Origin of the sequence: Methylobacterium sp. J-090 (genome assembly GCF_022829345.1) — a bacterium.
Taxonomy (GTDB): Bacteria; Pseudomonadota; Alphaproteobacteria; order Rhizobiales; family Beijerinckiaceae; genus Methylobacterium.
In genome coordinates this window covers 169,509-185,227 of sequence record NZ_JAKSXV010000075.1, presented here as the reverse complement: position 1 = coordinate 185,227, position 15,719 = coordinate 169,509, and the positions used below count along the sequence as shown (strand labels likewise).

The 15,719-nt window shown below is 70.4% G+C and carries 15 protein-coding genes; 5 read left to right on the top strand and 10 right to left on the bottom strand.

The window, feature by feature from the left end; genetic code table 11:
• Nucleotides 1-155: 155 nt before the first annotated feature.
• Nucleotides 156-2,459, top strand: coding sequence for a lytic transglycosylase domain-containing protein (locus MKK49_RS12200; protein WP_244028679.1), 2,304 nt, complete (start codon nt 156-158; stop codon nt 2,457-2,459).
• Nucleotides 2,460-2,657: 198 nt separating this feature from the next.
• Here the strand turns inward: MKK49_RS12200 and MKK49_RS12195 are convergent, their stop codons facing one another.
• The 3 genes from MKK49_RS12195 to MKK49_RS12185 all read right to left on the bottom strand — a co-directional run bounded on the left by MKK49_RS12195 (nt 2,658) and on the right by MKK49_RS12185 (nt 4,262).
• Complete coding sequence (locus MKK49_RS12195) at nt 2,658-3,053, bottom strand: tautomerase (RefSeq protein ID WP_244028677.1); 396 nt, start codon at nt 3,051-3,053, stop codon at nt 2,658-2,660.
• A gap of 15 nt (nt 3,054-3,068) precedes the next feature.
• Entirely contained in the window at nt 3,069-3,881 is an 813-nt protein-coding gene (locus tag MKK49_RS12190; RefSeq protein ID WP_244028675.1) for an SDR family NAD(P)-dependent oxidoreductase, read from the bottom strand.
• 141 nt (nt 3,882-4,022) lie between these two features.
• Entirely contained in the window at nt 4,023-4,262 is a 240-nt protein-coding gene (locus tag MKK49_RS12185) for a hypothetical protein (protein ID WP_244028673.1), read from the bottom strand.
• A gap of 119 nt (nt 4,263-4,381) precedes the next feature.
• Between MKK49_RS12185 and MKK49_RS12180 the strand changes: the two genes are divergently transcribed.
• The gene (locus tag MKK49_RS12180; RefSeq protein WP_244028671.1) at nt 4,382-5,332 is read left to right on the top strand and encodes a GlxA family transcriptional regulator; all 951 of its coding nucleotides are present in this window, start codon (nt 4,382-4,384) and stop codon (nt 5,330-5,332) included.
• Nucleotides 5,333-5,534: 202 nt separating this feature from the next.
• On the opposite strand, the gene MKK49_RS12175 is transcribed toward MKK49_RS12180, so the two are convergent.
• The 6 genes from MKK49_RS12175 to MKK49_RS12150 form a co-directional block, all read right to left on the bottom strand.
• Nucleotides 5,535-5,813 (bottom strand): hypothetical protein, encoded by a 279-nt coding sequence (locus MKK49_RS12175; protein WP_244028669.1) that lies wholly within the window; start codon nt 5,811-5,813, stop codon nt 5,535-5,537.
• 10 nt (nt 5,814-5,823) lie between these two features.
• Nucleotides 5,824-7,836, bottom strand: coding sequence for a hypothetical protein (locus MKK49_RS12170; RefSeq protein ID WP_244028667.1), 2,013 nt, complete (start codon nt 7,834-7,836; stop codon nt 5,824-5,826).
• A 74-nt stretch (nt 7,837-7,910) separates the two neighbouring features.
• Nucleotides 7,911-9,737 (bottom strand): ABC-F family ATP-binding cassette domain-containing protein, encoded by a 1,827-nt coding sequence (locus tag MKK49_RS12165; RefSeq protein WP_244028666.1) that lies wholly within the window; start codon nt 9,735-9,737, stop codon nt 7,911-7,913.
• 64 nt (nt 9,738-9,801) lie between these two features.
• Nucleotides 9,802-10,026, bottom strand: a complete 225-nt coding sequence (locus MKK49_RS12160; RefSeq protein ID WP_244028664.1) for a hypothetical protein — start codon at nt 10,024-10,026, stop codon at nt 9,802-9,804.
• Between the two features lie 60 nt (nt 10,027-10,086).
• Nucleotides 10,087-10,401: a polyhydroxyalkanoic acid system family protein gene (locus MKK49_RS12155; RefSeq protein ID WP_244028662.1), complete on the bottom strand. Its 315-nt coding sequence runs from the start codon at nt 10,399-10,401 to the stop codon at nt 10,087-10,089.
• A gap of 191 nt (nt 10,402-10,592) precedes the next feature.
• Entirely contained in the window at nt 10,593-10,937 is a 345-nt protein-coding gene (locus MKK49_RS12150; protein WP_244028660.1) for a septal ring lytic transglycosylase RlpA family protein, read from the bottom strand.
• A gap of 609 nt (nt 10,938-11,546) precedes the next feature.
• On the opposite strand from MKK49_RS12150, the gene MKK49_RS12145 reads away from it, so the two are divergent.
• Nucleotides 11,547-12,740: a site-specific DNA-methyltransferase gene (locus MKK49_RS12145; protein WP_279595480.1), complete on the top strand. Its 1,194-nt coding sequence runs from the start codon at nt 11,547-11,549 to the stop codon at nt 12,738-12,740.
• A 166-nt stretch (nt 12,741-12,906) separates the two neighbouring features.
• Here MKK49_RS12145 and mutY read toward each other — a convergent pair whose 3' ends face one another.
• Nucleotides 12,907-14,196, bottom strand: coding sequence for an A/G-specific adenine glycosylase (mutY, locus tag MKK49_RS12140; protein WP_244028793.1), 1,290 nt, complete (start codon nt 14,194-14,196; stop codon nt 12,907-12,909).
• Nucleotides 14,197-14,417: 221 nt separating this feature from the next.
• Here mutY and MKK49_RS12135 point away from each other — a divergent pair, with 221 nt between their 5' ends.
• Nucleotides 14,418-14,915 (top strand): DUF721 domain-containing protein, encoded by a 498-nt coding sequence (locus MKK49_RS12135; protein ID WP_056092428.1) that lies wholly within the window; start codon nt 14,418-14,420, stop codon nt 14,913-14,915.
• A 93-nt stretch (nt 14,916-15,008) separates the two neighbouring features.
• Entirely contained in the window at nt 15,009-15,665 is a 657-nt protein-coding gene (locus MKK49_RS12130) for a thioredoxin domain-containing protein (RefSeq protein WP_244028656.1), read from the top strand.
• Nucleotides 15,666-15,719 lie beyond the last annotated feature (54 nt).

Genomic DNA, 15,719 nt, shown 5'->3' with positions numbered 1-15,719 from the left:
GTCTCGTTCGGCGCCGGCAGCGGCCCCGCATCAGGCGGCGAGACATAAGGCCTCGGCCGCACGGGCGCAAACGCTGCGTTCACGCGGTTAATGCCTTCTTAACGCCCTTTGGATGAGCTTGAACGACGCCCGCACTCGCAGGGATTCGTGAGACCATGGTGTTCCGGACGTGTTCGCATCGCGCCGCCCTGGCCCTCGCCCTGGCTGGAACGGCCCTGGCCGGCACGGTCCTGACCGGGACGCTCGTCGCGTCCGGCGTGTTCGCGGCGGGATCGGAACCGCTGCCCGTGAGCGACGCCGCCGCCCCGTCGCGGGTCCTGACCGACGCCCAATCGCCCGATCCCGTGGCGGCCGACGCCCTGAAGATCGAGGCCAAGAGCGCCGAGACGCCCGCCGCTCCGGCCCCCGCCGCGTCCCTGCCCGCGTCCGCCAAGGCCTACGCCTCGGCCGACCCCGAGGCCGGCATCGCCTTTCCCCTGCCCGATGCCGCCGTGTCGCCCGTGGCGCCGGTTCCGGAACTGCCCGACCCGGCGCGCGCCGCGCGCATCGCCCCCGACATCGACGTGCCGGCCCTGCGCCAGGCCATCGACGCCTACCGCAAGGGCAAAGTCGCGGAGGGTGACCGCCTGCGCGAGGGCTTCAAGGACCCGGCCGCCCGCGCGCTTCTGGAATGGGTCGCCATCCGGGCCGGCGCCGGGATCGGCTTCGAGCGCACCATCGCGTTCACCCGCGCCAATCCCGACTGGCCGGCCGGCCCGCTCCTGCGCCGCCGGGCGGAAGAGGCCCTGCTCATCGAGCGTAAGGGACCGGCCATCGTTCGCGCCTACTTCGCGGCGTCGAAGCCCGCGAGTGCGCCCGGAAAATTCGCCCTGGCCCTGGCCTTCCGCGCCGACGGGCTCGACGCGGACGCCGCCGCCCTGGTGCGGGATCTCTGGCGTTCGGAGACCTTCGGACGCAGCCTCGAGACCAAGGTGATGGACGCCTTCCCGGGCGTGCTCACCCGCATCGACCATCGCTTCCGTATGGAGCGCGCCCTCCTCAAGGAGGATTACGAGACCGCCGGCCGCGCCGCCGCGTTCGCGGGCGGCGGCTACGCCACCCTGGTCCGCGCCCGCCGCGCCGTGGAGGACAAGAGTTCGTCGGCGCCCGCCGCCCTCAACGCCGTGCCGCCGTCCCTGCGGGGCGATTCGTCCTACATCCTGTCGCGGGCGCAGCACCTGCGCCGCACGGAGAAGTACGCCGAGGCCGCTGCCCTGCTCTCCGTCGCGCCGACGAACCCGGAGGTCCTCGTCGACGGCGACGAGTGGTGGGTCGAGCGCCGGATCGTCGCGCGCAAGCTCGTGGATCTCGGCGACGCCCGCACCGCCTACCTCGTCGCCGGCCGCCACAGCGCCCGCACGGTGGAGAAGCGCATCGAGGCCGAGTTCCACGCCGGCTGGATCGCCCTGCGCTTCCTCGACGATTCCGCGACGGCGGGCCGTCATTTCGACGCCGCCGCCGCCATCGCCGAGACGCCGATCTCCCAGGCCCGCGCCGCCTACTGGCAGGGCCGCGCCGCCGAGGCGGAGGGGCGGACCGACGTGTCCAAGGCCGCCTACGAGCGCGCCGCCCTCCAGCCCATCGCCTATTACGGCCAGCTCGCCCGGGCGAAGCTCGGCCGGACCAGCCTGTCGCTCCGCTCGATCCCCGAGCTCGACGCCCCGGCCCGTGCCGCCTTCGCCGACCGGTTCTCCGTCCGGGCCCTGCGCATGCTGGAGGCGGCCGCCCTCAAGGACCTGGCCCTGCCGCTCTACATCGACGCGGCGACGAAGCTCACCGATCCGGCCGAACTCGATGCCCTCGGCAACATCGCGGCGGAGGTCCGCAACGCCCGGGCGCTCGTCGCCATCGGCAAGATCGCCGTGCAGCGCGGCCTGCCGCTCGACGCCCACGCCTACCCGACCATCGGCATCCCGGCCTACGAGGCCTCGTCCGCCGTGCCGCTGGTGGAGAAGGCCATGGTCTTCGCCATCGCCCGGCAGGAGAGCCAGTTCGACCCCCTCGCCCAATCGAGCGTCGGCGCGCGCGGTCTGATGCAGATGATGCCGGCCACCGCCCAGCGCACGGCCCGCCGGGTGAGCGCCGCCTTCGACCAGGACCGCCTCACCAGCGATCCGGCCTACAACGCCCGCCTCGGCCAGGCCCATCTCGGCGAGCTCATGGACGATTGGCGCGGCTCCTACATCCTCGCCTTCGCCTCCTACAACGCCGGCGGCGGCAACGTGAAGAAGTGGATCGACGCCTACGGCGACCCGCGCAAGGCCGGCATCGACCCCATCGACTGGGTCGAGCGCATCCCCTTCACCGAGACCCGCAACTACGTCCAGCGGGTGATGGAGAACCTCCAGATCTACCGCACCCGCCTCGACACCAAGAGCGCGCTCCTCATCGACGGGGATCTGCAGCGCGGGGCGCGCTGACGGGGGACATTGGGGCCGGTGGAAGAGCGCCGACGCTCGGGACCCGTTTGGAGCGGCCGGGCCGGATGGTGAGCGGTCATTGGCCCTTCGCCCCGAAGCGGACACGCCGCTTCCAACCCAACGTTGCTGTAGCGGTTGGTCAATGCCAACTGTGGAAGCAGACCTTCAGACGTGCGCAAGGCTACCTGCGATGCAACGTCATTGCTCATCCGGCGCCCAGTCAGGACTGTAGCCCCCGAGAGCGGGATGATACATCTCGTTCCCGGCATGCTGCGTGAATTCCACGTTGAGCCGATCCTCGTGGAGGCCGAGGATCGTGATGCAGTGCGCGCACAGCGCCTTGGCGACTTCCATCCGCAACTCGGCTGAGCGGCCTCGTCGGATATCCAGCATCATCACGGACACCGGCACCGGCTCGCCACCAATTACCGGTATCCGCCACACGCCTCCCTCGCCGAGATCGCGAATAGCGACGCTGATCCGCCTGATGTCGACGGACATCATCTCGGCATAGGTCAGGCTCATCTGCGCAGCGAGGCGCTTCTTGCTTGCCACGGAGTGGCTGCCGGTCACGTCGAGCTGGAGATACGGCATGGTCGTCTCTCGGGTTCAGGCCGCGTTCGCCGTCGCAAGCCCGTAGCGCGACGACGGCTTGGCGTTGCCGAACTGGGCGGAGATCGCACGGCGGCCCTCCTCCCATCGGGTCCAGTCGCCGAGGTCCTGCAGTCCCGGTATGGTGACACGTTCGCCCTGGTCGAGCCCGATCAGCGCGGCATCGACCAGATCGGCCGCAGACATGGTGGTCGAGGACGTTTTCTGAGCCGCATAGCCGGCGACGTCCCAGAACTCGGTCGCCGTGGCGCCGGGCAGCACGGTCTGGATGCGCACGCCCTTGTCCGCCAAGTCCTTCTGAAGCGAGTGACCGAAGCTGAGGACGTAGGACTTCGAGGCGCTGTAGACGCCGTTGAGCGCCTCGGCGGCGATGCCGACGACGGACGAAATGTTGATGATGGTTCCCGATCCACGCGCGACGAAGGACGGCGCAGCCGCGTAGGTGAGGCGTGTCAGCGCCGTGATGTTGAGCTGGATCATGGCGTCCATCTCCTCCACCTCGCCCGTCAGGATCGAAGCGACGGAGCCGATGCCGGCGTTGTTGACCAGCAGGGTGATGCTCGCATCCTCGCGCAGACGAGCCTCCAGCCGTGAGAGATCCTCCTTGCGGCCCAGATCGGCCTTGAACGGCTCGATCCTGCGGCCCGTCTCGTTGGCCAAGCGATCGGCCAGCGCGTGCAGGCGCTCTTCGTTGCGGGCGACGAGGAGAAGATCATAGCCTCGCTTGGCGAGGCGGTCGGCGTAGACGGCACCGATTCCGGCGGATGCGCCGGTCACGACGGCAAGGCCTCGGCTGGTCTGAGTGGTCATGGCTTGTTTCTCCGCTGCTTGGTTGTCGGCGTCGTCATTCGGACGGTACGCCCGCGCGCCGATACCCGAAATGTCGAAGATGCGTCGATTTCGGCCATCGCGCCGTGTCACTTGAGCGGCACGATGCAATGGTTCGGCTTGTCAGCGCGCCGACGCCTCCTGCTCCTCACGGCGCGGCCGGTCCTGTGCGCGCAGACGGGCGGACGCCTGCTCGGCCGCCGTTCGCCGGACCTCCTCGGGTGGCGCCATGCGCACCGCTCCAATGGTTTCGAGCAAGATGACCTCCTGTGCCGAAGCCGTCTCGCCGGCGACGCCCCCTCCCGCCCACGACGCGGCGAGGGCCAAGGCACGCATCAAGGTTTTGCTGTTTCGATCGAACATGGTCGCTCTCCGCTTCCTTCACGTCGGCGGGTGTCGGCGTTCGATGCGGAGACACTATCGTTGACGCGTTACGACGCAAATGTCATGTTTGCATCGTTTTAAGACACCAGGAGACGAGCATGCAGCGCGTCGGCTTCGTCCTCTATCCGGGCTATTCCTTCATGGGGCTGGCGGCCGTGCCGGCTTTCGAAATGGCCAATCTCGTCGGGGATGAGACGACCTACGACATCCACCTCGTCTCCGAGCATGGCGGACCGGTCCGCACCTCCGCCGGGATGACCGTGGAGACGGAAGCGTTCGGCGAGACCGCCTTCGACACGATCGTCGTCGGCGGCGGCACTTTCGTGCGTCCGTCGACGCCCGGCCTCCTCGACCTGGTACGGCGCGCATCCACGCAAACCCGGCGCATCGCCGCGATCTGCACGGGGGCCTTCGTCCTCGGTGAGGCTGGACTGCTCGACGGCCGGCGGGTCACGACGCACTGGATGCACGCCCGGGAGTTGCAGAGCCAATTCCCGAAGTGTTCGGCCGACGTCGACTGCATCTACATCAACGACGGGCCGATCTGGACGTCGGCGGGCATGAGCGCCGGCATCGACCTCGCGCTCGCCCTGATCGAGGCCGATCTCGGACTTGAGATGGCGCAGACGGTTGCCAAGAAGCTCGTGCTCTACCATCGCCGGGCGGGGGGGCAGTCGCAGTTCTCGACCCTGCTCGACCTCGATGCCAAATCGGACCGCATCCAGTCCGCCTTGACCTACGCCAAACAGAATCTCCATCGACCGCTGTCGGTCGAAGAGCTGGCGGGGGCCGCCCGCCTCAGTCCGCGCCAGTTCAGCCGCGTCTTCCATGCGGAGACCGGCCAGTCGCCGGCCAAGGCCGTCGAGAACCTTCGGGTCGAGGCCGCGCGGGTCTTGATGGAGCGCAGCCGGCATCCCATCGACGCCGTCGCCGACCAGACCGGTTTCGCGGACCGCAACCGGATGCGTCGCGCCTTCCTTCGGGCGTTCGGGCAACCTCCACAGGTTATCCGGCGTAATGCGCGCGGCGCCCAGGAGACGGGCGCCTGATACAAGCAACAGCTTTCCGTCGCGGCAAGCAATTGGCTGAGTGTCCGCTTTGACAATCTGCTGCCCCGAAGCGGACCGGCAAAACTTCACCCAACGCGGTCGTCAACCTCTGCCCCCTCGACAGCCTGGAAGCGGACCTTCCCAAGGCCTGCAACGGGGCGCGAGCGGACGGGCCCCGGCGTCGGGTTTCGACCGTTCAGGCTCAGGCGGACGTCCGCCGCCGGACGGAGACCGCCCCGAGGCCGGTGCCGGCGAGGTAGGCGGCGAGCAGCAGGGCACCGACCTCGACCCACAGGCCGGGCCGGCCCGGGACGAGGCCGGCGACACTCAATCCGCCGGCGACGGCCGCAACGAGCACCAGAGCGAGCGCGCCGGCCACGCTCATCCGCGTCCGTGGCAGTCCGGCGCGGCGGCCCACCACCGTCCCGAGGAGGAAGCCGAGCACCAGGGCCGGCCCGATCAGGGTCAGAAGGGCGATCACGACGGAGTCCTCACGGGCGCAGGGCCAGGCCGACGCCCTCGGCGGGGGGGCGACCGTGCCCGGCCGGATCGGCCGCGATCCGGTCCGGCGGCACGCCGGCCTGCATCAGGTACTCGACGAGGGCGAGCGCGCGCTGCCGCGGCAGGTCCGCCTCGGGCTCGGCCGGCGCGTCCGCCTTGGCGGGTGTTTGATCGGTGGCCGCTTTGGCCTCCGTACTCTTGGCCTCCGTACTCTTGGCCTCCGTATTCTTGGCGCCCGCAGCCTTCGCGGGCTTGGCCGCCTCGGGCTTGGTTTTGCCCGGCTTTATCTCGGACGCCTTCGCCGGTGCCTTCGCGCCCGTGGCCTTCGCCTCGACGGAGGACGTGCTCTCCATGGCGCTGTCGAGGACCGGTTTCGGGGCCGGCGGGCCGCCGGCCGGGTCGACGTGGCCCGTGACGGCGATGCGCCCCGCCGGGCAGGCCTTGGCCCAGGCCGCCACAGTGTCGAGGAAGGGATAAAACGCCGCCGTCAGGGTGGCGCTCCCGGGGCTGAATCGCAGGGCCTGGGGCGGCTCGAGCGCGGTGAACCGCGCGGCGCAGGCCTCCGGCGCCGGGCCGGTGGCGACGCCCGGCACCGCGATGGCGGCCTCGCCCCGCCAGCCGGCGGGCAGGGCCCGGGGCAGGTCGGTTTCCAGGCGCCGGGCGCTCTCGGCGTAGAGGCTGTCGCCCGTGAGCGTCAGGGCGCGGTCGGCCACGCGGATTTCGCCCCGCGCCAGCACCGCCAGGGTGGCGATGCCCGCCTCCAGGGCGCCGGTCAGGCCGTCGGGCGCGCCCTCGGCCACGCGGCTCCGGTCGACGATCCGCTCGCGGAAGAAGCGCGGGCGCAGGGCCGCGAGGATGCGCTCGCGGGTGGCCGCATCCGGCACGTGGCCGCCCAGGGTCACGCTGTCGGCCTCGCGCCGGAGCTGGACCCGGTAGGGCCTGAGCGGCCGGGTCTCCAGGCGGACGGGACCGGCCCCGACGCCGGCCGGGCGCCCGTCGCGCAGGAGGGCGGCGATCTCGTCGACCGCCTGACCGTCGAGGGCGACCCCCGTGACCGACATCGCACCGTTCGCGAAGGTGACGTCCCCCTCCTGGATCAGGGCCGCGAGGCGCAGGGCGAAGGCGGTGAGGCTGGCCGGATCGATGCGGGCGTCGAGGCCGCGCGCCGTGCGGGTCTCGTCGAGGATGCCGGCGCCCTCGGCGATCTCCGCGGCGCGGGTGCGGAGCGCCGCGCGGGCGGTCTCCGAGACGACGTGGCCGGTGAGCGTCAGGGCGCCCCCGGGGGCACGCACGAGGCCGAAGGTGAAGTCCGGCACCTTGGCGGGCAGGATCTCGATGGTGCCGAGGGTGAAACCCGTCGGCGGCGTCGCGAGGGCCGCGCGCAGGGCGGCCTCGTCCTCGGTGGAGATCGCCTCCCCCTGGATCGACAGGCGGGTGTCGGCGAGTTCGGCCCGGGCGCCGGGCTGGAGGGCTTTCAGGGCGGCGACTGCCTCCGTGGCGGCCGGCCCGAACTCGGCCGGCGCGCCGTAGGCGGCGTGGGCGGTGTCGTCGATCCGGGTCCCGGCCGCGAGCGCCGGGGCCAGCCGGTCGGCGAGGGCGTGCGGACCGATCTCGGCCGGGCGGTTGCCGGTGAGCGCGATGCGGTCCGGCCCCGTGCGCGTCGCCGTCCAGACGAACGGGGCGGCGGTCTCGACGAGGCCGAGGCTGCCCTCGATCCGGCGCAGACCCGGCAGGGCGGCGAGGCGCGCCAGGGCGGCGTCGCGCGCGGCGGCATCGGGGGCTTCCCCCGAGACGAGCAAGTCACGGCCCCGCGCGACGGCCCGCAGCCACGGTTCGGTGCCCGCCGGCGCCGCTTCGCGCACGACGATGCCCGCCTCCGCGTCGAGGCGGGCCTCAAAGGGCGGCGTCACGAGGGGCACGGCGACGCCGAGGATCACGGCGAGGCCGGGTAGGCCGACGAGCCAGCCCGTGCGACGGATCAGGGCGGAAGAAGAGGCGGACACGTTCGATCCCGGTGGCAGGCGGCTTTTCGCGAAGCGAACGACACCACACGGTTTTCACGGCATCATGAAGGCCGTCAGGCGTCGCGCAGCATCTCCAGTTCGAGCCAGCGGTCCTCGGCCTGGCCGAGCTGGGTCTCGGCCTCGCCGAGCAGGCCGGATGCCTTGGAGAAGCGCGCCGGATCACGGGCGTAGAGAAGCGGGTCGGCCAGCACCGCCCGGAGCTTGCCGATGTCGGATTCGAGCTTCTTGATCCGCTCGGGCAGGGTCTTCAGCTCGTGCTGGTCCTTGAAGTTGAGCTTGCCCTTGGGCGGGGCTGACTCCGCCTTCGCGGCCTCCTGCGCTTTGCCGCGCTCGCGCTGCTCGGCCCGGCCCGCCCGCGTGGTCGAGGCGACGGTGCGGGCCTGCACCCCCTCCCCGCGCTGGGCGATCATATCGGTGTAGCCGCCCGCATACTCGATCCAGGCGCCCTCCCCCTCGCTGACGAGGACGCTGCCCACGACGCGGTCGAGGAAGTCGCGGTCGTGGCTCACCAGGATCAGGGTGCCGGAGTAATCCGTCAGCATTTCCTGCAGGAGGTCGAGGGTCTCGAGATCGAGGTCGTTGGTCGGCTCGTCGAGGACCAGCAGGTTGGCGGGCTGCGCCAGGGCGCGGGCGATGAGCAGGCGGTTGCGCTCGCCGCCGGACAGCACGCTCACCGGCGTCCTGGCTTGTTCAGGGGCGAACAGAAAATCCTTCATGTAGCCGATGACGTGGCGGCTCACCCCGCCGACCGTCACCGAATCGCCGCTGCCGCCGGTCAGCACTTCGGTGACCGTCATGGACGGCTCCAGCACCGCGCGGGTCTGGTCGAGCAGCATCATCTTGAGGTTGGTGCCCAGCGCGATGGTGCCGGAATCCGGCGGCTGCTGTCCGGTGAGCAGGTTGATGAGGGTGGTCTTGCCCGCACCATTGGGGCCGACGATGCCGAGGCGGTCGCCGCGCATCACCCGGATCGACAGGTCGGTGACGATGGTGCGCTCCCCGTAGGATTTCGCGGCGCCCTTGGCCTCGACCACGAGGGCGCCCGACGGGTCGGCCTCCGTCGAGCTCATGGTGGCGGTGCCGACCGGGCGGCGATCCTCGCGCCGGTCCTTGCGGAGCTGATGGAGGTTGCCGAGCCGCCGGACGTTGCGCTTGCGCCGGGCCGTGACGCCGTAGCGCAGCCAATGCTCCTCGTCGGCGATCTTGCGCTCGAGCTTGTGCCGGTCGCGCTCCTCCTCCTCGAAGAACGCGTCGCGCCACGCCTCGAAGGTGGAGAAGCCCTGCTCGATCCGCCGGGTGGTGCCGCGATCGAGCCAGACGGTGGTCTTCGACAGGGCCGAGAGGAAGCGCCGGTCGTGGGAGATGAGGATGAGGGCGCCGCGTACGCTCTTCAGTTCGGCCTCCAGCCATTCGATGGCCGGCAGGTCGAGGTGGTTGGTCGGCTCGTCGAGAAGCAGCACGTCGGGCTCGGGGGCGAGCGCCTGGGCCAAAGCCACGCGCCGGCCCTCGCCGCCCGAGAGCCGCATCGGGTCCTCCTCCCCGGTCATGCCGAGGCTCTCCAGCAGGTAGCGGGCGCGGTAGGCCTCGTCGCCGTGGGTGAGCCCGGCCTCGACGAAATCGAGGGTGGTCTTGAACCCGGAGAAATCGGGTTCCTGGGCGAGATACCGGATGGTGGTGCCGGGCTGGACGAAGCGCACGCCCTTGTCAGGCTCGACCAGGCCGGCGGCGATCTTCATGAGCGTCGACTTGCCCGAGCCGTTGCGGCCGACGAGGCAGGTGCGCTCGCCGGGCGAGATCGCGAGTTCGGCCCGCTCGATCAGCGGCGTGCCGCCGAAGGTGAGGGCGACGTCTTGGAGGGTGAGAAGCGGGGGAGCGGCCATGGCCGGGCTTATGGCAGTGCCGGCGCCCGCGAACAAATGGTTCGGGCGCCGGAGGGGCCGCGTCCTACATGGTCGGGTTGGCGGGGCCCGTGGGCGCGGGGCCGACATCGGGGCCGACGCCCGGATCGGTCACGGGGATCTCGTCGGGCGTCACGTCGGGGGCCTCCGTCGGCGAGCGTCCCGGAAATTCGGGCTCCGGCAGATCGGGGCCGGGCGGCGGCGTCTGCGGGGCCTCGTAGGGCGTCTCGGGCACCGGCGCTTCGGGGATCGGGGAGCCTGGATTGGACATGGGAGCCTCGCGAAAGGTCGGGCGTGAGGAACGGGCGCCCGCGGCGCCGGTTCCGCCCGCCTACTTCTTGGTGAGGAGCAGATTGCCTTCCTGGCCGAGCTTCTTCTGAATCCGCTCGGCGAACAGGGCCAGCAGCAGCGGCAGCCGCACCTCGACCCGCACGGTCTCGGGCCGCACGTCGACCTGCCCGTCGACCTTCTGGCCCATGGCCGCCATGGCGAAGTCGAGGCGATCGTCGGTCCAGGCCATCTTGTCGATGGCGATGCCGGTCTTGGCGAGCAGGCCCTGGGCCTGATCGAGGCCGTCGGCGATGCGGCGGCGCGCTTCGGCCAGACCGAGCTCATGCGGAATTTCGACGATCAAGGGCTTCGGCATCGGAATCCTGCACGGGTTGGGCCTGCCCCGAAAATGGGGACGGCCGCCGGCGAGACAACGCCGGCGACCGCCGATGGACCCATTTTCAGAGTGCCTCACACAACGCCCGATCCCGGACGGTTCTCGCTCTGAGATCAACGGTGCAGCGGGAGTTTTGTGAGAGACACTCAGGACGGTTCAGCGTGGGCCGGTCAATGCACGACGCTGAGGGCCACGTGGGTCACGCCGCCCATGCCGATGGCGCGGGCCGGGCCCTTGGCGAGATCGATGATCCGGCCGCGCACGAACGGGCCCCGGTCGTTGATGCGCACCACCACGGAGCGGCCGTTGCGCTTGTTCTGCACCAGCACGCGGGTGCCGAAGGGCAGGCTGCGATGGGCGGCCGTCATCCCGTTCGGGTTGAAGCGCTCGCCGTTGGCGGTCTGACGGCCGCTTCCGTACCACGAGGCGGCGCCGCTCTGGGCGGCGGCGGGCAGGCTGGCGAGGGTCACGGCGGTTCCAACGAGGGCGGCTACGCGAACGGGCTTGATGTTCATTCGATCTTGCTCGGTTGTTTCGGATGGCCGGCAAAATGAGTTCGAACGGGGCCAAAATGAGACCGTTCGAAATGAGGCAATTCCGGACACATATGAGGCTAGAGATCGGGGTTTATTGTAAGTTGTGCTGGGATCTGTTGTGGATCGTTGTGTGGAAGTCGAAAACATCATTCCTGTCAGGCGAATACTGTCGCGGGTGTACCCGCCGCCGTGTGCACCCCAGCCCGGCCCGGACCGGGAACAAAACCGCCTTGCGCGAGGCGAAACCCAGCTATGCAAGGCTGCGGGGGCCAGAAGAACGAAAGATTTTCCTCGTGGCGGCGGCCCGATCTCCGCTTTCCCGCAACGGAGCACGGGGACGCCCCCACCCGTCGCCGTCCGGTCGACTTGAGAAACACGCGCCATATCCCGTGCAAGTCTCGAAAGATCACGGAAACATGCCGCTGCCGTCTGTCTCGCCCGGATGTTTTAGCCTGTGGGCGGAACCGGCAACGCACCCGGCAAAAACTGCAGCCCCAAATCGAGACGCATTCGCCTCAACCCGGCAACCCGCCCTTTACGTTAACGGCCCCATGGTCCGCCTTGTCAGTCGCGTAACCGGTGTTTGCCATGGCTTCCCCGCGTACCGTGGTTGCCGGCACCGCCGCCCGGAAAAATGTCTCGCGTACCGGGCGGCTCGTGTCGGCGCCGCGGATGGGTCTCGTACCCTCCGTCCAGCGTCTTCCCCTCGACGAAATCCTCGTCGGGGACTGCATCGCCGCCATGAACGCCCTGCCGGCGGGAAGCGTCGACTGCGTGTTCGCCGATCCGCCCTACAACCTCCAGCTCGGCGAGGGCTCGCTCCTGCGGCCCGACCAGAGCCGCGTCGATGCCGTCGACGACGCCTGGGACCAGTTCTCGAGCTTTGCCGCCTACGACGCCTTCACCCGCGCCTGGCTCACCGCCGCCCGCCGGGTGATGAAGCCGAACGCCACGCTCTGGGTCATCGGCTCCTACCACAACATCTTTCGCGTCGGCGGCGCGCTCCAGGACCTCGGGTTCTGGATCCTCAACGACATCGTCTGGCGGAAAGCCAACCCGATGCCGAACTTCCGGGGCAAGCGCTTCACCAACGCCCACGAGACCCTGATCTGGGCCTCGCGCTCTGCGGAGTCGAAGGGCTACACCTTCCACTACGAAGCGCTGAAGGGCGGCAACGACGACGTCCAGATGCGCTCGGACTGGTTCATCCCCCTCTGCACCGGCGACGAGCGCCTCAAGGGCGCCGACGGCCTGAAGGTCCACCCGACCCAGAAGCCGGAGGCCCTGCTCGCCCGCACGCTCCTGTCGGCGACGAACCCCGGCGACGTGGTCCTCGATCCGTTCTTCGGCACGGGCACCACCGGGGCCGTGGCCAAGCGCCTCGGCCGCCGCTTCATCGGCATCGAGCGCGAGACCGTCTATGCCGACGCGGCCCGCGCCCGCATCGACGCCGTCGAGCCCCTGTCGCAGGCGGCCCTCATGGTGGCGCCGACGAAGCGCGCCGAGCCCCGCGTCGCCTTCCTCAGCGTTCTGGAAGCCGGACACATCCGCGCCGGCGAGACCCTCACGGACGCGCGCGGCCGCCACAGCGCCGTGGTGCGCCCCGACGGAACGATCATGGCCGGCCCGGCCTCGGGCTCGATCCACAAGATCGGCGCCCTCGTGCAGGGCCTGCCCGCCTGCAACGGCTGGGACTTCTGGCACGCGACGCGTGACGGCAAGCCCGTGGTCATCGACGTGTTCCGGGGGCGGATGCGGGCGGCCATGGGGTCGGCGGCCTGATTTTTTGAACTGACGCCTGGCGCGTTTCCTTCTCCCCTCTGCGGGAGAAGGTGGCCCGCGTTAGCGGGTCGGATGAGGGGAGCGCCGCATTCGGATGGGGCTTCCCCTCTCCCGCCTGCTCCGCAGGCACCCTCCCCCGCAGAGGGGGGAGGGTTCGCGCCCGGCCTTATCTCCGCGTTCTCGGCCGCCCGCGCTTGCGCGGCGCCTCGGGCGGAGCCGCCTCCTCCGGCTCCCCAAAAAACCCCTCCCCGTCCTCGACCGCCGGCGCCACGACGGCGCGGGGCGCCGGCTTCGGCACCGGGCGAAAGCTCGGCGGCGGGGGGGGCGGGGCCTCCTCTTCCGGTTCCGAAAAGAGCGGCGTGTCGGGAATGATCCGCAGGGCCTTCGGGCGCCCGCGCTTCACCGGCTCGGGCTTCGGATCGAAGGCGTGGGCCAGCACCTTCTTCATCACGCCGGGCAGGGGCTCGTCGTCGAGGTCGCGCCGGGGCGTGAAGCGCATGCCGGCGGGCGCCCGCGTGCTGAGTGCCACGCGGGCGAGAAAGACCGTCAGCTCCAGGGGGAAATGGGTGAAGCCGTGGCGCACGAGGCCCGGCAGCCGCTTCCAGCGGGCGTCGAGGGGCGCGTCCAATAAGGCCTGGGCCGGGTCGTAATCGGGCTCCCACGGGCTCATGGGCGGCTCGGCCATGGCGCCGAGCAGGCCCTCGGGTGGGCGGGTGCGCAGGAGAATCGCCTCGTCGCCGGCCCGCACGGCGACGAAGGCCGCGCCCTTGCGCAACGTCCCCTTCACCGCCTTGAGTTTGCGCGGAAACGTCTCCTGCGTGCCGGCGGCCCGGGCCCGGCACGGGGCCATCCACGGGCACAGGGCGCAGGCCGGGCGCTTCGGCGTGCAGATGGTGGCGCCGAGATCCATCACGGCTTGGGCGAAGTCGCCGGGGCGGTCGTGCGGCACGAGAGCCTGCGTGACGACGCGGACCTCCGCGCGGGCGGCGGGCATCAGGGTCTCGATAGAAAAAAGCCGCGTCATCACCCGCTCGACGTTGCCGTCGACGGCCGCCTCGGGGCGGTCGAACGCGATGGCCGCGATGGCGCCGGCCGTGTAGGCGCCGACTCCCGGCAGCTTGCGCAAGCCCACCAGGGTGTCGGGGAAGGCGCCCGCCGCCGAGACCGCCTTGGCGCAGGCATGGAGGTTGCGCGCCCGCGAATAGTAGCCGAGCCCGGCCCAGGCCGACATCACCGCCTCCTCGGGCGCCGCCGCCAGGGCGTCGAGGCTCGGAAACCGCTCCAGGAACTTGTGGAAGTAGGGTTTCACCGCCGCGATGGTGGTCTGCTGCAGCATCACCTCCGAGAGCCAGATCCGGTACGGGTCCGGCGTCTGGCCCGGCAGGGCGCGCCAGGGCAGGACGCGGCGGTGCCGGTCGTACCAGGTGAGCAGGTCTTTGGCCTGCGGCGCTTGCAGATCTTCGGCCTGCGGCGCTTGGGCCCGCGGCGCTTGCAGATCTTCGGCCCGGGGGGGCGGGGAACGTGCGTCGGTCACGGGGCTCGGCACTGGCATGGGCGCCCGTCCTTACCCCGGCGGGCGGGCGCATCCAACCGGTCCTTCGACCCCATGGGAACGCCGTGCTAACCATTCGGGCGCGATACCGGGTGGATCGTCGGTGGGAGAGCGGAAGATTGCGCATGGCGCGGGTCAAGCCCCTGGCCGAACTGCTCGATGCCTGCATCGGCCCGGCCTTTGCCGCGCAGGGCTTCGCCTCCACGGACATCCTGGCCGCCTGGCCCGAGATCGTCGGCGAGCGCCTGGCGCGCTACTGCCAGCCCTCGAAGCTCGAATGGCCGCGCCGGCGCCGGCGCGAGGAGGAGGGCCGGCCCGATCCCGGTACCCTGGTGGTGCGGGTGGAGGGCGTGTTCGCCCTCGAACTCCAGCACCTCGCTCCCATCGTGATCCAGCGGGTCAACGCCCATTACGGCTGGGCCTGCGTCGCCAAGATCGTCATGCGCCAGGGCCGGGTCGACCGCATCGGCCGGACGGTGCCGCCGCCCGTGGTCGATCCCGTCCGCCGCGGCGAAGTGGCGCTCGCGGTCCGGACGATCGACGACGACGCCCTGCGCGACGCCCTCGACCGCCTCGGCACGGCGGTGGTCGCCACGGCCCACAAAGCCGTGCCCCGGCGCTGAGACGGGCGGCCGCGCGCCTTGTCAGGACGGCCCGCAGATTCTACCGCAGGCGTCAGACCATACGTTTGCCCGCACGCGGAGCCTGTCACGACCATGATCACCCGGCGCGACGCACTCAAAGCCACCGGCCTCGCCATCGGCGCGGCGGCCTTCCTGCCCCGCTTCACCCTGGATGCGTTCGCGCAGGGCGGGGCGAACCTCTCGACCCTCATGGAGCCCGGGCCCCTCGGCGACGTCTGGCTCGGACCGAAGGACGCCAAGGTGACGATCATCGAGTACGCCTCGATGACCTGTTCGCACTGCGCCGCCTTCCACAAGACGACGTATCCGCTCCTCAAGGAGCGCTACATCGACACCGGCAAGGTGCGCTTCACCCTGCGCGAATTCCCCCTCGATCCGCTCGCCACCGCCGCCTTCATGCTGGCGCGCTGCGACGGGGATGCGAAGTACTACCCCATCACCGACCTGCTGTTCGACCAGCAGCAGGCCTGGGCCTACGTGCAGAAGCCGCAATCGCCCGTGGATGCCCTGGAGCAGATGCTGCGCCAGGCCGGGTTCTCAAAGGACAAGTTCGAGGCCTGCCTCAAGGATCAGAAGCTCTACGGTGCGATCAACACGGTGAAGCAGAAGGGCATGGACACGTTCAAGGTCGATTCCACGCCGACCTTCTTCATCAACGGCGAGCGCTACACCGGCGAGATGTCCATCGAGGGCATGGAGAAGGTGATCAAGCCGATTCTCGGCGCCTGACGCGTCGCTTTTTCGGCACGCAAGCAAAACAACGAATTTGCGAACGGGCGCAAT

What these genes read in the sequence shown, in the direction of transcription:
- MKK49_RS12200 (WP_244028679.1), top strand. Translation starts at nt 156, where the DNA reads ATGGTGTTCCGGACGTGTTCGCATCGCGCCGCCCTGGCCCTCGCCCTG.
- MKK49_RS12195 (WP_244028677.1), bottom strand. Translation starts at nt 3,053, where the DNA reads ATGCCGTATCTCCAGCTCGACGTGACCGGCAGCCACTCCGTGGCAAGC.
- MKK49_RS12190 (WP_244028675.1), bottom strand. Translation starts at nt 3,881, where the DNA reads ATGACCACTCAGACCAGCCGAGGCCTTGCCGTCGTGACCGGCGCATCC.
- MKK49_RS12185 (WP_244028673.1), bottom strand. Translation starts at nt 4,262, where the DNA reads ATGTTCGATCGAAACAGCAAAACCTTGATGCGTGCCTTGGCCCTCGCC.
- MKK49_RS12180 (WP_244028671.1), top strand. Translation starts at nt 4,382, where the DNA reads ATGCAGCGCGTCGGCTTCGTCCTCTATCCGGGCTATTCCTTCATGGGG.
- MKK49_RS12165 (WP_244028666.1), bottom strand. Translation starts at nt 9,737, where the DNA reads ATGGCCGCTCCCCCGCTTCTCACCCTCCAAGACGTCGCCCTCACCTTC.
- MKK49_RS12160 (WP_244028664.1), bottom strand. Translation starts at nt 10,026, where the DNA reads ATGTCCAATCCAGGCTCCCCGATCCCCGAAGCGCCGGTGCCCGAGACG.
- MKK49_RS12155 (WP_244028662.1), bottom strand. Translation starts at nt 10,401, where the DNA reads ATGCCGAAGCCCTTGATCGTCGAAATTCCGCATGAGCTCGGTCTGGCC.
- MKK49_RS12150 (WP_244028660.1), bottom strand. Translation starts at nt 10,937, where the DNA reads ATGAACATCAAGCCCGTTCGCGTAGCCGCCCTCGTTGGAACCGCCGTG.
- MKK49_RS12145 (WP_279595480.1), top strand. Translation starts at nt 11,547, where the DNA reads ATGGCTTCCCCGCGTACCGTGGTTGCCGGCACCGCCGCCCGGAAAAAT.
- MKK49_RS12135 (WP_056092428.1), top strand. Translation starts at nt 14,418, where the DNA reads ATGGCGCGGGTCAAGCCCCTGGCCGAACTGCTCGATGCCTGCATCGGC.
- MKK49_RS12130 (WP_244028656.1), top strand. Translation starts at nt 15,009, where the DNA reads ATGATCACCCGGCGCGACGCACTCAAAGCCACCGGCCTCGCCATCGGC.